We start from the raw sequence: 14917 nt of genomic DNA on the forward strand, positions 1-14917 counted from the left end.
CTTTTGCATGTGCGTATTGTGGGCTTAGTCAAACAAACTTTGTTATTGAGATAGGGAGTTTAAATGATTAACCCTATGCCAATCGCCATCTCGGTAGGTTAGCTCGTAAAAAGGCCAGTAATTATTGTCCATTCTTAAAGTAGTTATTTTAGGAACGTTGTTAAAGTCTAAGGTTTTAATGATTACGGTTTCTTGATGTTGCTTATTTTTTACTGCCTCTAAAAAGTCATCTGCTGTGGTGATGGGAGTGCCATCAATTTCAACGATTCTTCTCATGGCATAAACCCCATAACGGGTTGCAGGAGAGCCATAGTTATAGCTAGCCACATAGACCCCTTGATCATTAACGTTAGCTTGCAACTGAGCTGCTCGGTGCGGTGCATGCAAATAAGCCCCTGACCAATAAAATACTCTATTTATATCCTGACCGTAGAGTGGGGTTGTTGCTACTTGAGTGGTTTTTACTAACCCTTCACTAAAATAGGTGACGGTTACTTTTGGCACTTGGGATAGTTTTTCTACTTGCCTAAACTCTGTGACTGGTTTTTCATTAATGGCTAACAAAATATCACCGCGTTTAAATATGTTTGCACTAGCTGATACCGGAGCCACATTGTATATAGCCAATAATTTTTTGGCGTCTGGGTTGTTAGACATTAGGGTGTTTAACCACTCGTTACTTAAACCCATTTGCAAAGCATCAACGGGAGAGATCTGAGTTAGGTTTAAATCTAAGGAGTAAACTGGCCGGTTGCTTGCTGCTAAGTCCATGGTTTCTAACACGTAGTCGATGGAAATGCCGGTTACAAATGAACTAGATTTTTTGCCATTTTCGTCTGGCTCATTAAAGGTTGTCCAGAGGCCTGTTACTTGATTTTTGGCATTAACTAGTACCCCTTCAATAAAGGAGTTTGCATTCACTAAATAGGTACTTTGTATGTTGGTATCAATAAACCTTGGTACATTGTATTGGCTTATCCATAACTCTTCGGTTGAGTCTACTGTGGTGGTTCTATATTCTACTATGCCATCGTAATTCAAACCAATTTGCAGTACTTCATCTCCGGCCTGCAGGTTTTCTGGATTCATAGTTATTTGTGCCAAATTAATATTGTGTATTTTGTTAGGCTCAAAAGATACTAAGGCTAAGTTATGGATAGGATGTATGTATTCAACTTTACCCTCTATTTCTAATTGGTTTTTGAATACCAGTTTTACATCACCAAGGGTACTTAACACCACGCTTCGGGGAACAATAACCCACCCTTTTTTAACATCAACAATGACGCCAGCACCCGAGGTACTAGAAATCCCTGAGCGCCCTTGAATTGAGTAAGGGCTATTGAATTTAACCATGACTAATGCGTCTTCGATATTATTGGTGATAACGGCTGTGGTTTCGGATTTTACGTCTTGGACTGAAGAAACCTTAGGTGCATCAAATGTTTCACAAGGCCAATAACCTAGCTCTGTATTTTTAGTACATAAACTATGTTCAAACCATCTCCTATTAATTTCCACTAGGCCATAGTTAGTGGTGTTAGGTGTAGAGAAGTCAAAGTATCTTAGGTTGACTTTTGTGCCATCTTCAATAACTTTTAATTGCGCATTTAAGTCATTAATGTTTTTAATTTTTACACCATTAAATTCTGTGATAACACTCCTTGAAGGCACGCCCCCTTGTTTAAATAAATAACGAGAATTAGCAACATATACCCCAGAAATAGGCTTGTTAAAGTGCCTAGCTTGTTGGTAGGACAAATTATGAAAAATACCGTCATCAAAACTAATATAGGCGGCAGGCGAGATGTCTTTAAGATCTGTTACTTGCAACTCTAATGACAAAACTTCTCCTCTTCGTAGAACTGCAAGTTTTATGGTTTGGTTTGTATAAGTATCAAGATAGGTTTCAAGTTCAGAAAACGTAGCAAGGGCTTGTTCTTCTATACTCAGTAACACATCACCTACAGCCAGTAAGTTATATGCGGGGCTGTCGGGAACAATAGAGCGTACTACCAGCAAGCCTTTAAGTTCAGGGTTTAGTTTTCTATATTGAGTAGACATCTCATCACTCAGGCCTAGTCGTTGTAATTCAGCATAGGGGGTCGATACGAATGTGGTTTGTAAGCTGCCCCTAGTGATGGTTTGTTTATTTTGTAACTTCTTAAGTGCTAATTTAATTTTTTCTAGGGGCACAAAAAATGAGTTGGCAGACTTAGATTGGCTACCGGCATTTAATGCAATTACTTCGCCTTTTACATTAATAACAGGAGAGCCTGATGAGCCTCCAGTGGAGGAGGTGGCGGCTTGAATATAAAAGGTGTTGAAGTCGTTATAGTTACCTTTGCCGTATTTGGGGGCGTCTCGGTCGAGCCTTGAAATGGTACCGTCTAATATAGATATTTTTTGCCCTGCGTCATTACCTATTATGCGTATTTCTTGGCCTATATGGGGAGCAGTATCGCTTAAGGTAAATTGGTGAGGGGTAATATGTTTTATATCTGCAGGTGTGTATTGAAAAAATCCAAAGTCGTGGACTGGGTCAATATACAAAGGGGTAAGGTCTACTTCTTCGTTATTAATTAAAATAGCCTTAGCGGTTACCGGGCCTGGCGATACGACATGGCGGTTGGTTAAAATGATGCCCTGTTCTGCATCTACTATAAAACCGGTTGCATAACTGCTGCTATTCCATTTGCCATCAAAGCTAACGGGCACATCCATTTGGATGCTGACTACTCCAGTAGAGGTTCGTTTAACTGTTTCATTCCAATTATTGGGCTTTGGGGAATCGCTACAAGCTAAGGCGAATATTAAAAAAGTAAGGGAGCTAAAAACTTTGAAGAACTTGGGGATTATATTTGTTTGCATCCATAAAACCTAAAGTTGAGATGATGAAATGAATTTTTATGCTGTGATAATAGTGAGTTCAGTCGCTGATTGATATATGCCACAAAGAATAAATATAGGGAGTCAGTTTATTTAAAATTACATTTTGATACTATTCCTACATGTTCAATAAAATTTGTTACTTATGTCCTTGTTATCCCTAAAAAATTGCCATTTGATATTAGATGAACATTACCACCTTAGTATTGACAATTTAGACATCAACCCCCTCCAGCATTCAGTGATTTTAGGCCCCAACGGTAGTGGTAAGTCTGCTTTAGCTGCATGTATTGCTGGCGAAGGGCTGTGGGAGTCTGGTGAGCGAGAACTTGCCGCTGATATTGCTTGGGTTTCTGTAGAGCAACAGCAAGCCTTGATAGAGGCTGAAAAGAAAAAAGACTGTGCTGATATTTTGGATATCATTGCTGTACCTACCACAGTAGAAGAAGTGTTATTTGATGGTTTAGACAGGGTTGCGGTAAACCAAAATTTGTTAAATAGAGTGAAAGACATTTTTTCTATAGAGGCTATGTTAGTCAAGCCATTTAGAGCCTTATCTACAGGTGAAACCCGTAAGTTACTCTTGGCTAAAGCCCTAATTTTAGAGCCTAAATTACTGATATTAGATGATCCTTGGGATGGTTTAGATATAAAAACCAGTGAACAACTCAATCAATTGCTCGAAGAGTTATCTAGCAGTACTACTCTTTTATTGGTATTAAACCGAGCCTCTGAAGTACCAGAGTTTTGTAAACAAGTCATACTTATGGATGCGGGTTCGATTGGTTGGCAGGCTGAGGTTAACGATAATCTAGAAGAGCAGTTGCAACACATCAAACAATTACAGCATATTCAACAAGCAGCTTTGTCTTTGCCTGGCAAAGATGATGATTGTTTTGCGCCACACCCGTTAGACGAAAATGCTCCTTTAGTTAGGCTTACTGATACTAAAGTTAATTATGGTGACAATATTGTATTTAGTGGCCTTAGCTGGACAGTTAATCCGCAACAACATTGGCAAGTAACAGGGCCGAATGGCTCGGGTAAAACTTGTCTGTTGAATCTAATAACAGGTGATCATCCCCAGTGTTATGTGAATGACATTTTTGTGTTTGGGTTTCAGCGGGGCAGTGGTGAAAGCATTTGGGAAATCAAACAGTACATAGGTTATTTGTCTAACGCCTTTCATTTAGATTATAAAGTTAATTGTTCATTGTTGCATGTGGTGTTGTCTGGGTATTACAACAGTGTGGGCTTGTATCAAAAGCCTTCTACCAATCAACTTAAGTTGGCACATGAATGGTTGCAGGTTGTTGGACTAGAAGCTCATAAAGATAGGCCGTTTTTTGAATTGTCTTTTGGTGATCAACGTATGGTCTTAATAGCCAGAGCCATGGTTAAACATCCGAGTTTATTAATTTTAGATGAGCCTTGTAACGGATTAGATGATATTAACCGCTTAAAAGTACTGGCCTTAATTGAGTTATTAGCCCGCGAAGGTAACACTACCTTATTGTATGTAAACCATCATCAAGAGGATGTGATCCCAAGTATTCAAAACCATCTGGATATGACAGACTTTAATAATATCGAATAGTTTTGGCTGCTCGTTATACTTCTTTTACCCTTGGTGCTAATAAAAATGTACAAAAATAGGAATGAGAAAATGAGATTAAAAGTTTTAGCAGTTGTGGGGATATTATTAAGCACGACAGCAGTTTATGCTGAAAACACTAGGCCCCGAGCTAGAGATATTGGTATTGATGTAGGGACAATCCCTACAGGAACATACAATGCAATAACCGATGTTGCGGGAGTAAAAGTTGGTCATTTCACAGTGAATATTGGTGACGATATAAGAACGGGTATTACAGCGATTATACCATCCGACCATAATATGTATCGATATCCTATCCCTGCTTGGATTTATTCAGGTAATGGCTACGGCAAGTTAGTGGGGGCAACACAGGTACAAGAGCTTGGTGAGATTGAAACGCCAATCGCCTTAGGTTGTACCCAGTGTGTTTGGACAGCAGCTAATGCTATTAGTGATTGGTTTTTTGCTACAACAGATACAGGACAACATTCTTTAAATCCTATAGTTGGTGAGACTAATGACGGTAAGGTAAATAACATGTGGTCCCCTGACAGTGCCAAAAAAGAATACACACTTGCCGCATTAAAAGCTGCAAAAGGTGGTCCTGTAGAAGAGGGCAGTGTAGGTGCTGGTAGAGGCACCCAAGCTTTTGGTTGGAAAGGCGGTATTGGCACTAGTTCTCGTGTGTTACCAAAATCCCTAGGTGGCTATACAGTTGGTGTGCTTGTTCAAACTAACTTTGGTGGAGATCTAAATATAAACGGCGCGCCAGTGGGCAGAGAGCTTGGACAATATTCTTATAAAACTCAACTTGAAGAAGCTCGCCGTGGCGAAGTTACCATTGATGGTGGCTCAATAATGATGGTGATTGCTACTGATGCGCCTGTTTTGTCTCGCAATTTAAGCCGCTTGGCTAAGCGCGCTATGATGGGGTTAGCCCGCACTGGCTCTGTTGCCCATAACGGTTCGGGTGATTATGTGGTTGCATTTTCAACTAACCTAGATGTAAGGCATGTAAGAGGTAGTACTGAGCCTGTTAATACAAAGATCTTAAGTAACTCTGCCATGTCTCCTTTATTTCAAGCTGTGGTAGAAGCCATACAAGAATCAATCTACAACGCTTTATTGAAAGCAGAAACGGTGACAACCACTAGAGGCTCCCTAGAAGCAATTGATATAGAGAAAGTAAAACAGATTGTTGAAAAGTATAAGGTGACTAATTTTGATGAAACCTTATCGCCTAAGAAGGTTAATTAAGGTTATCTGCCTATATTCTTGATATGGGCAGCTAATGTTTCGTTAGTGACACCCAGTTCAAAAATGTTTAAGTAACCCTCATGCCCTTAAACACAGTTTTTTTAAACTCAAAGAGTTTGAATAAATTCTTCAATACCTTGATTTACTATTTGCGGCTGTTCTGCAAAAACAAAATGTGTACCTCTTGTTATGACTAACTCTTGGGCGCTCTGTATGTTGTTAACTAAAAACCGAGTATATTTGGGGGGCGTGAGTAGGTCTTTATCACCAACAATGGCTAAAACTGGGATAGAGATTTCGCTAAGTCTTGTTAATACATCAAAGCCATCACAGGCTCTAAAGTCATTTAAAAGTGCCGCTGGCGTGTTTTCTAGATCCCGAGCTTGAATCATTTGGCGTAACTCTGGATCGATAAATGTATAGGCTGCGTTAATATATTGACTTACTATTTCTGGATTGCTGAGTGCTTTTTCAAGTAAGGCAAAAACCTCTACTGGGACTTTTAATTTGGCCCCACTGCCTATTGTAACTAAGCCTTTTAGTTTTTGGGGATGGTCTAACGCATATTGTAGGGCTATGGCGCCTCCCATAGAGTGGCCAACTAAGACTACATCTTTAAAACCTTGTTCTTGTATAAACTCATCTAGCCAAACTGAGTATTCTTGGATGCTGATGCACAAGTTGCCATGTGGGTGGCCTGGCAAATTAACAGTAATAGCGTTATCAAAATATTCAGCTTGGTATTTCCATATCTCTTTGCATCCACCTGAACCATGAATAAAAATTAGTTGCATATTAGTATTATCCCGTAGCGTTAATTTAAGCCTATAACCTTTTAAACATGGTATTTTTTAAACGGTTAAGGCTCAAATCACTTCTACTAATACTGCGAAATCAAGCTTTGCTATTTATCATCCAAATATAACTTGTCGTAAAACGTATACACCCACTCTGGTTTATAAATAATCATCAAGGTAATGGTCATCCCATTGAACATAGCCTCTGGAAAGAGCATTAAGGTGGTGAGAATTAAGTAGTTGTCTTGTATTACGTACCAAGGGTAGATGCCGTCTAAAAAATAATAGCCGCTTAGACTGAACATTTTTAAGGTTATGGATAATGCCCCAGGTATAAAGGCACACAAAAATATGTAAACAAAGGTATGCCTAGGTAATTTATGAAACGTCAGGCTGTATATGCCATAGGCCAGCGCTATGGGAGCCAATACACCTACTAAAAAGTTTACGCCTAACATATTAAAATGTTCTTGGCCTGCTATGGTTACACCTATTAGAGCTAGGGAGGCGCTAAAAATAGCCCACCTAAAACCTAATACTAAGGGTAGGGCAGATAACCATAAAAAATGCACACTTAAGCCATCATAAATCCCTGCTCTGAACATCCACAAAACAAATAAACTGGCGGCACTGCCAAATACTAAATGTTGAATTTTCTTATCAGAGATTAAGCGCGAGAAGGTTAACCTTTTAGCAATCACAAAACAAACCACAACAGTAAGAACGGCTGCAATGGCTTGTATATCTGTAAACTGTATTTGATCCATAGTTCTAAATTACACTTATTTAAACACTGACCAGATTGGCGCATGATCAGAAGGTTTTTCTAACCCTCTTAGTTCATAGTCCACATCAGCTTCTGTGATTGTGCTATGTAATTTAGCTGTGGCTAAAATTAAATCTATTCGCAGCCCGCGGTTATCTGGGAAGCCTTTAGAACGATAATCAAACCAGCTGTATTTTTCAGCTTCTTCTGGATGTAAATCACGGAATCCATCGGTAAAGCCCCAGTCAATTAACGTGTTTAACCATTCACGCTCTTCTGGCAAAAAGCTACATTTCTTGGTTTGTAACCAGCGTTTACGGTTAGGCTCACCAATACCTATATCTAAATCTGTGTGGGAAATATTCACGTCACCCATGACAATCACGTTGTCATCTGGAGTGTGATACTCGTTAAGGTAGCTCATCAAGTCTTGGTAATACTTACGTTTAGCAGGGTATTTAGTTTCGTGATTTTGGTTTTCACCCTGGGGGAAATAACCATTTAATACTCGCACGGTTTCGCCATTTTCCATAGGGTAATCCACCATGATCATTCGTTTCTGCGCTTCTTCATCATCGGTAGGAAACCCATATTGCACCGCAATAGCAGGTTTTTTACATAGCATAGCCACACCGTAATGGGCTTTTTGACCATGAAAATAAACGTGATAACCCATGGCTTCCACATCAGCAATTGGGAATTGCTCGTTGTGCACTTTAATTTCTTGCAAGCCAATAATGTCTGGCTGGTGTTTGTTTATAAGTGCTTGTAATTGGTGCAAACGTGCACGAATGCCGTTGATATTAAAAGAAATAACTTTCATTGAATTGGAGTCCACAGAATAAAGAAAAAGGTTATAACAGAAAGCGAGTCGCAGTTGTTAGTTCAAGTGCCAATGGTAGCAAGAACAGTCGCTGTACTAAAATAAATTCGTCTATCTAGTTCTAGATTTTTGTATCATTGAAAGATATGGTTTCAACATAGGCACTTTAGCAATTAGTATTCGATTATCTATGTGCCTTTTAAATTACTACTTTAACAAACTCTTGTTGGTTTTATTGTCGTTTATTTGTTTTCCAAGCTTTGAAGGATTGAGTTGCATTTATGGAAGTAATCACAATCGGAGATTGTCAATTAGACAGTGAACGTTTAACAATCAGTCGATTTAACATAAGTGTTAATTTAGCAGACAAAAGCGCATTATTACTTAAGATTTTATCTGAGCATGAAGGCCATGAAGTATCAAGGCAAGCCTTAATTGATGAAATATGGAAAGGCTCTGTAGTATCTGATGATTCTCTTACAAATTTAGTTAGTCTCACTCGACAAAAACTAAAGGAAATAGAAGCTGACAAGTTAATAAAAACTGTACCAAAACGAGGTTACAGGCTTAACTTTGCTGCAATCACTAAGGATGAACAAACAAAAGGTATTTTGCAGCCTCAACTTTTACCTCCGTCTAAATTCAGCCACAGTACTTTGATTATATTAGTTATTGCCTTTGTTTGTATCGTGATTTTGGGTCGATACGTGATAGCAATTGATCAAGGAACTCCAGAGCAAACATCAATAGGAATATTACCTGGCGAACTAACTAATATTGGGCCAACAAGTGAAGGTATCCATTTTAATGGGGCCGGTTTAAGTAGTGCCTTGTTAGATAGCATGGCTACCCATACTCGTATAAATGTTGTATCAAATAGTAGTTTGCTTAGGGCATGGAGTAACAATCAGAGTTTTAAAATGCTATTTGATGACTTCGACTTAGAGTATGTAGTTGAGTCTCACACTATCGAGCAAGATAGCCATTATATTATTCGTTTACAGCTAGTGAATACTGAGACCAGCCAACTGGTAAAAAATAGCACTTACAATGCATCAAAAACACTAATTAATGATAACGGTAGCCGTATCTGGGAGCGTATTAGTGACTTGTTTGTCTATTCGGCTATGTATGAATTAGGTTTATTTAAAGACTCAGCTAGCGAAGATGTTTTGTATTTATGTGATTTGTATGTTGACCAAATTCAATTATACAAAGGCGGTTTTCTTGATGATATAGATGCGCTTGCTGACGCTGGGTCTAACCTTTGTGCACTAAATATCGCTCTAAACTCAGCTGATACTAATGCACTAAGAACAAGTGCGTTGTTTTACATTAATCTTGCTATAAGTGAGAACAGCAGTATTTCACAAAAGAGGGCTTACATAGATGAGGTGATTAAAATTGTCGAATTAATGAGAGATATTGATGACACTAAGCTCGTCTATGCAGAAACGCATATTCAGTTATTGTATTTGATCATTACTGACAGTACACGAGACAAAAATTTACATGCTACCTACTCAGCTGGTGAAGCCACACTGTCCAAGCAATTATTGCTGGGGAATATGAGTATTGAGTTGGCAAAGAATGCAAGTTTACTAAAAATGTTTGAAGCATTATATGTTCACCGCAAAGGTGAGGATGCAGAACCTTACATTTTGAGTGCACTTGATATTGCCGATAAAGGTTTGAAATTGGATGTGGAAAATAAGTTTTTACGTCATACAAAAGCTAGATTATACAAAACTTGGGCTAGTATAGCCGTTAGTAAAGGTAAAGACCCTACTATTATGTTAGAGCATGCCGCTAGTTTATATAAAGCCGTGCTTACTTTAGATGAAAATCAACCTCCGGCATTTGATAATTTAGGTAGTGCTTATTCGTCTTTGGCCCAGTGGAAAGCATCTCAGGGTAAGCCTTACATTAAAGAGGTTGAGTTGGCGATAGATGCATATAAACAAGCTACACTTCTAGCCCCATCGTTTCATTATACATACAATAATGTGGCGGATTTATATGCTAATTTACTCACATCTGCCAACTATAATGAACAGGAGTATAACGAGTTTTTACGGGATGGATTAGAAGCCGCAAATACCGCCATTTCTTTAAAAAAGGAATATGTATGGGCAATATTTAACTCTGGATTAATAAGTTTAATTCAGGCCCAAAATGATTACGCTTTAGGAAACAACACTTTTGTACCGATAATTAATTGTGTTGAACATTACACCAATGGTTTGATTTTAAAGCCTTCTATAATGCAAGCAATCGCAGAATTAAGTCAATGTGAGCTTTTATTTGCCAAACAGTACTTAATGACTGGAAACATTAAGCTAGCCTCAGAGCATTTGTCAAACGCTAGGCTGCATTTAGATAAAGCTATGGCAAAAAACTCAAGTCATTATGCGTTAACCAGAGTGGCCAGTGAACAACGGTTACTCTCAGCTATATTGCTGTATGGTAGCGGTAAAACAAATGAAGGTAACTTTGCCATGACAGAGAGTTTAAGCTTGTCATCATTAGCCATGTCGCTCAAAAATGATGACCCCGGTGCTTACCTTCTCAATTTTCGAGCCCTCTGGTTGCAAAATCAGTTAACCCCCAAGACAGAATATGTCGACCAACTTGAACAAGGCTATCAGCAATTTATTAGTCTATTTGAACATGATCCTAGGAGCGCTGTTTTAGAGCAATTTAAGCGAAATCAATTCGCTGTTGACGTCATTGAGTATGAGTATAATTATAGGGATGTGTTGTTTGCAAAGAGATTTGAGAAAGATCTGTTGCTTGCAAAGTTCGCTACCTTCTCTAAATAGTCAAAACTGATTTTGTGTACCTGCAATATTAAAGTTTGTTATTTTTATAAGTTCATAAGTTGATGAAATAAAATATGTTTTTTGATATTTCTGATTTTCATTTCAGTTTTGCTTTACAAGGTATTACATAACTTTTCGTAAAATTTCTTTTGTGTTAATTCAATATTTTAGGTTTTTTTAGCTTTTTATCAGGTTTTCTTACTTTCCAAATATTAATGTTTTCCCGTTTAACCATGCCTTTAAGGCTAGGTCACTTACATACAAGTCACACACCATATAACTAATAGAATTAAGAAGGGAATACTTATGCCATATGTAACCGGGCGATTTTGGACGTGGATGTTTTTACTATGTTTAATGTTGCAAATGTCTAGCTGTTCAGACAACAGTAAAAACTCTGAAAAAGATGTATCTGCATCAAAAGCAATGATAAGCAGTTTGACTTTATCTAGTGGAACTCTTTCTCCTTCATTCTCTGAGGATGTTTATGCGTATTCTGTTTATGTTGAGGAAGGTGTTGAGCAGATACAAGTCAATCCAAGTATGTCGAATGAAAACTTAGTTGTGACAATAAATGGTAAAGAACTAAGTGCAACTGACTCAATTTTTACTGCGAGTGTAGGTTACGGGATCAATAAGGTTGAGTTAGTGGTTTCGGCTCACAATGGTAGTACTAACACCTATAGTTTACTTATTTCAAGAGAAGAAGTCGTTCTCAACGATGATACGGAAATGGCTATTTTAGATATCTCGACGGGTATATTAAGTCCGGTGTTTAGCTCATCTACAACCGGTTACTCTGTCGATGTAGATTTTACGGTTACAGAGGTTAACTTTACGGCTATCACGTCAGACCCTTCGGCTAGTTCAATGTTAAATGGCTCAAGCTATGTTAATGGCGATACACTACCTTTAGTTGAAGGTGTTAATGAGTTTGAGTTTGTCATTACTGCAGAAAACGCCACTGATACGGCAACTTATACGATAGTGGTCACCCGTGCTACTCAAGTTATTGCGCCACCTGTTCTTAATGACGATGCACTACTCACTAGTTTAGATATATCAACAGGTATGTTAAATCCGTTATTTAACTCAACGACAACCGATTATTCTGTTGATGTAGACTATGCGGTTACAGAGATTAACTTTACAGCTATCACATCAGACCCTTCGGCAAACTTAGAGCTAAACGGGGCAAGCTATGTTAATGGCGATACACTGCCTTTAGTTGAAGGCGTTAATCAATTTGAGTTTGTCATTACGGCAGAAAACGCCACTGATACGGCAACTTATACGATAGTGGTCACCCGTGCTACTCAAGTTATTGCGCCACCTGTTCTTAATGACGATGCACTACTCACTAGTTTAGATATATCAACAGGTATGTTAAATCCGTTATTTAACTCAACGACAACCGATTATTCTGTTGATGTAGACTATGCGGTTACAGAGATTAACTTTACAGCTATCACATCAGACCCTTCGGCAAACTTAGAGCTAAACGGGGCAAGCTATGTTAATGGCGATACACTGCCTTTAGTTGAAGGCGTTAATCAATTTGAGTTTGTCATTACGGCAGAAAACGCCACTGATACGGCAACTTATACGATAGTGGTCACCCGTGCTACTCAAGTTATTGCGCCACCTGTTCTTAATGACGATGCACTACTCACTAGTTTAGATATATCAACAGGTATGTTAAATCCGTTATTTAACTCAACGACAACCGATTATTCTGTTGATGTAGACTATGCGGTTACAGAGATTAACTTTACAGCTATCACATCAGACCCTTCGGCTAGCTCAATGTTAAATGGCTCAAGCTATGTTAATGGCGATACACTGCCTTTAGTTGAAGGCGTTAATGAGTTTGAATTTGTTATCACAGCAGAGAATGACACTGATACGGCAACTTATACGGTAGTGGTCACCCGTGCTAGCCAAGTTATTGCGCCACCTGTTCTTAATGACGACGCACTACTCTCTAGTTTAGATATATCAACAGGTATGTTAAATCCGTTATTTAACTCAACGACAATCAATTACTCTGTCGATGTAGACTATGCGGTTACAGAGATTAACTTTACGGCTATCACATCAGACCCTTCGGCTAGTTCAATGTTAAATGGCTCAAGCTATGTTAATGGCGATACACTACCTTTAGTTGAAGGCGTTAATGAGTTTGAATTTGTTATCACAGCAGAAAATGACACTGATACGGCAAATTATACGGTAGTGGTAACCCGTGCTAGTGAGGTAATAATTCTTAATGATGATGCATCGCTTGCAAACCTTGCTATTTCGAGCGGCATATTAAGCCCAGAATTCAACTCTTTAACTACAGAATATACGGCTAGTGTGGAGTCCTCGGTTCAGGATGTTACTTTTCAATTAATCACATCAGACCCTGCCGCGACGATTGAATTAAATGGTGTGGCGTTTGTAAATGGCCAGAGCCAGCCTTTACTAGAAGGTGATAATCTATTTGAGTTTGTCGTTACTGCAGAAAACGACTCAGACATGATCAGTTACAACCTATTGGTTACTCGAGCCAGTTTGCCAATTGAAGCGTCCTTACTAGAAGAAGCATTTTTACAGGCTTCAAATGCTGAAAGAAGTGATCTATTTCGTTCGGTTGCAGTCTATGGAGATATCTTGGTTGTCGGTGCATCTGGTGAAGACAGTGAAGCAACAGGAATTAATGGAGATCAAGATAGCAGTTTTCATTCAGGGTCAGGTGCTGCTTACGTATTTGAACGCAGTTTGGTTGGAAACCAAGCTATTTGGCAACAAACGGCCTATTTAAAGGCAAGTAATACGCAATCAAATGACGCTTTTGGTTTTAGTGTTGCAATTTGGGAAAACACTATAGTTGTAGGGGCTTATGGAGAGAAAAACATTAATGCTGGGGTTGAAGCAGAACAAGACAACTTTACAAACAGAAATATAGGTTCGGCATATGTGTTTATAAAAGAAAATGGTGAATGGATACAACAAGCCTACTTAAAACCTTCTCATGTTGAAATCAAAGATTACTTCTTTGGTTACTCCGTAGATATCTATAACGATACTATAGCTATTGGTGCACCGAGAGAAAGTAGCGACGCAACTGGTATTAATGGCGATCAAACCAATACGTTGTCAGAATATTCTGGTGCTGTCTATGTTTTTAAACGTAGTAATCATGCTTGGTCTCAAGACGCCTATATAAAACCACTGGTTAATAATGCTCAAGACTTGTTTGGCTCTGACTTATCTTTGTTTGAGAATACCTTAGCCGTGGGTAGTGATTTCGAAGATAGTGATGGACAAGGTATAAATAGTCTTGCAAATAATGATGATGCCCTAAACTCTGGCGCTGTTTGGGTGTTTGTTGATGAAAATAGCACATGGTCGCAACAAGCATTTATTAAAAGTTCAAACTCTCATGCAGGGCAAAGATTTGGTGTGGCTGTTGATGTTTTTAACGATAATTTATTAGTAGGAGCATTCGCAGATAACAGTGACTCAACTGGAATTAATGGAGACTCTGCAAATTCTAATGCTTCGACATCGGGGGCTGCTTATATGTTTGAAAGAACCCAAGGATCGTGGCAGCAAAGTCACTACATCAAAGCCAGTAATACCGATAGTAATGATCAATTTGGGACCTGTGTTGCAATGACAGAAAATCAATTTGTTATTGGAGCTTCTGGGGAATATAGCGCTGCAACTGTTATAGATGGAGACCAAAGTGATAATACTCAAAGTAGACGGGGAGCTGCGTACTATTTTCAAAATATAGAAGGTACTTGGTTACAATCGAATTATGTAAAATCCTCAACGGCCATTGGTCGGATGTTATTTGGAGGTATTAACAGCTGTGCAATTTCGGCTGACCATATCGCGATTGGGGCGTCAGGCTATAATGACTCTGAAGGCGCAGTGTTTGTTTTCAGCCACGTTAATCAATAATACAAATTAGGT

General features: G+C 38.7%; 8 protein-coding genes. 4 read left to right on the top strand and 4 right to left on the bottom strand.

All coding sequences use genetic code 11. The features are described 5' to 3' along the window. Positions 1-42 precede the first annotated feature (42 nt). The gene (locus EOK74_RS19455; protein WP_133471786.1) at positions 43-2871 is read right to left on the bottom strand and encodes a trypsin-like peptidase domain-containing protein; all 2829 of its coding nucleotides are present in this window, start codon (positions 2869-2871) and stop codon (positions 43-45) included. Between the two features lie 163 nt (positions 2872-3034). On the opposite strand from EOK74_RS19455, the gene modF reads away from it, so the two are divergent. Continuing rightward, positions 3035-4486, top strand: coding sequence for a molybdate ABC transporter ATP-binding protein ModF (gene modF / locus EOK74_RS19460; RefSeq protein ID WP_133471787.1), 1452 nt, complete (start codon positions 3035-3037; stop codon positions 4484-4486). Between the two features lie 69 nt (positions 4487-4555). After that, complete coding sequence (locus EOK74_RS19465) at positions 4556-5743, top strand: P1 family peptidase (protein ID WP_133471788.1); 1188 nt, start codon at positions 4556-4558, stop codon at positions 5741-5743. Between the two features lie 107 nt (positions 5744-5850). On the opposite strand, the gene EOK74_RS19470 is transcribed toward EOK74_RS19465, so the two are convergent. The 3 genes from EOK74_RS19470 to xthA all read right to left on the bottom strand — a co-directional run bounded on the left by EOK74_RS19470 (position 5851) and on the right by xthA (position 8129). Then, positions 5851-6537: an alpha/beta fold hydrolase gene (locus EOK74_RS19470; RefSeq protein ID WP_133471789.1), complete on the bottom strand. Its 687-nt coding sequence runs from the start codon at positions 6535-6537 to the stop codon at positions 5851-5853. Positions 6538-6647: 110 nt separating this feature from the next. Further along, complete coding sequence (locus tag EOK74_RS19475) at positions 6648-7307, bottom strand: energy-coupling factor ABC transporter permease (protein WP_133471790.1); 660 nt, start codon at positions 7305-7307, stop codon at positions 6648-6650. A 15-nt stretch (positions 7308-7322) separates the two neighbouring features. After that, positions 7323-8129: an exodeoxyribonuclease III gene (xthA, locus tag EOK74_RS19480; RefSeq protein ID WP_133471791.1), complete on the bottom strand. Its 807-nt coding sequence runs from the start codon at positions 8127-8129 to the stop codon at positions 7323-7325. A 281-nt stretch (positions 8130-8410) separates the two neighbouring features. Between xthA and EOK74_RS19485 the strand changes: the two genes are divergently transcribed. Together EOK74_RS19485 and EOK74_RS19490 are read left to right on the top strand one after the other, a co-directional pair. Further along, complete coding sequence (locus EOK74_RS19485; protein ID WP_133471792.1) at positions 8411-10951, top strand: winged helix-turn-helix domain-containing protein; 2541 nt, start codon at positions 8411-8413, stop codon at positions 10949-10951. A gap of 306 nt (positions 10952-11257) precedes the next feature. Then, positions 11258-14905, top strand: a complete 3648-nt coding sequence (locus tag EOK74_RS19490; protein ID WP_133471793.1) for a cadherin-like beta sandwich domain-containing protein — start codon at positions 11258-11260, stop codon at positions 14903-14905. Positions 14906-14917 lie beyond the last annotated feature (12 nt).

This window comes from Paraglaciecola marina (assembly GCF_004360155.1).
Classification (GTDB): domain Bacteria; phylum Pseudomonadota; class Gammaproteobacteria; order Enterobacterales; family Alteromonadaceae; genus Paraglaciecola; species Paraglaciecola marina.

What these genes read in the sequence shown, in the direction of transcription:
- EOK74_RS19455 (WP_133471786.1), bottom strand. Translation starts at nt 2,871, where the DNA reads ATGCAAACAAATATAATCCCCAAGTTCTTCAAAGTTTTTAGCTCCCTT.
- modF (WP_133471787.1), top strand. Translation starts at nt 3,035, where the DNA reads ATGTCCTTGTTATCCCTAAAAAATTGCCATTTGATATTAGATGAACAT.
- EOK74_RS19465 (WP_133471788.1), top strand. Translation starts at nt 4,556, where the DNA reads ATGAGATTAAAAGTTTTAGCAGTTGTGGGGATATTATTAAGCACGACA.
- EOK74_RS19470 (WP_133471789.1), bottom strand. Translation starts at nt 6,537, where the DNA reads ATGCAACTAATTTTTATTCATGGTTCAGGTGGATGCAAAGAGATATGG.
- EOK74_RS19475 (WP_133471790.1), bottom strand. Translation starts at nt 7,307, where the DNA reads ATGGATCAAATACAGTTTACAGATATACAAGCCATTGCAGCCGTTCTT.
- xthA (WP_133471791.1), bottom strand. Translation starts at nt 8,129, where the DNA reads ATGAAAGTTATTTCTTTTAATATCAACGGCATTCGTGCACGTTTGCAC.
- EOK74_RS19485 (WP_133471792.1), top strand. Translation starts at nt 8,411, where the DNA reads ATGGAAGTAATCACAATCGGAGATTGTCAATTAGACAGTGAACGTTTA.
- EOK74_RS19490 (WP_133471793.1), top strand. Translation starts at nt 11,258, where the DNA reads ATGCCATATGTAACCGGGCGATTTTGGACGTGGATGTTTTTACTATGT.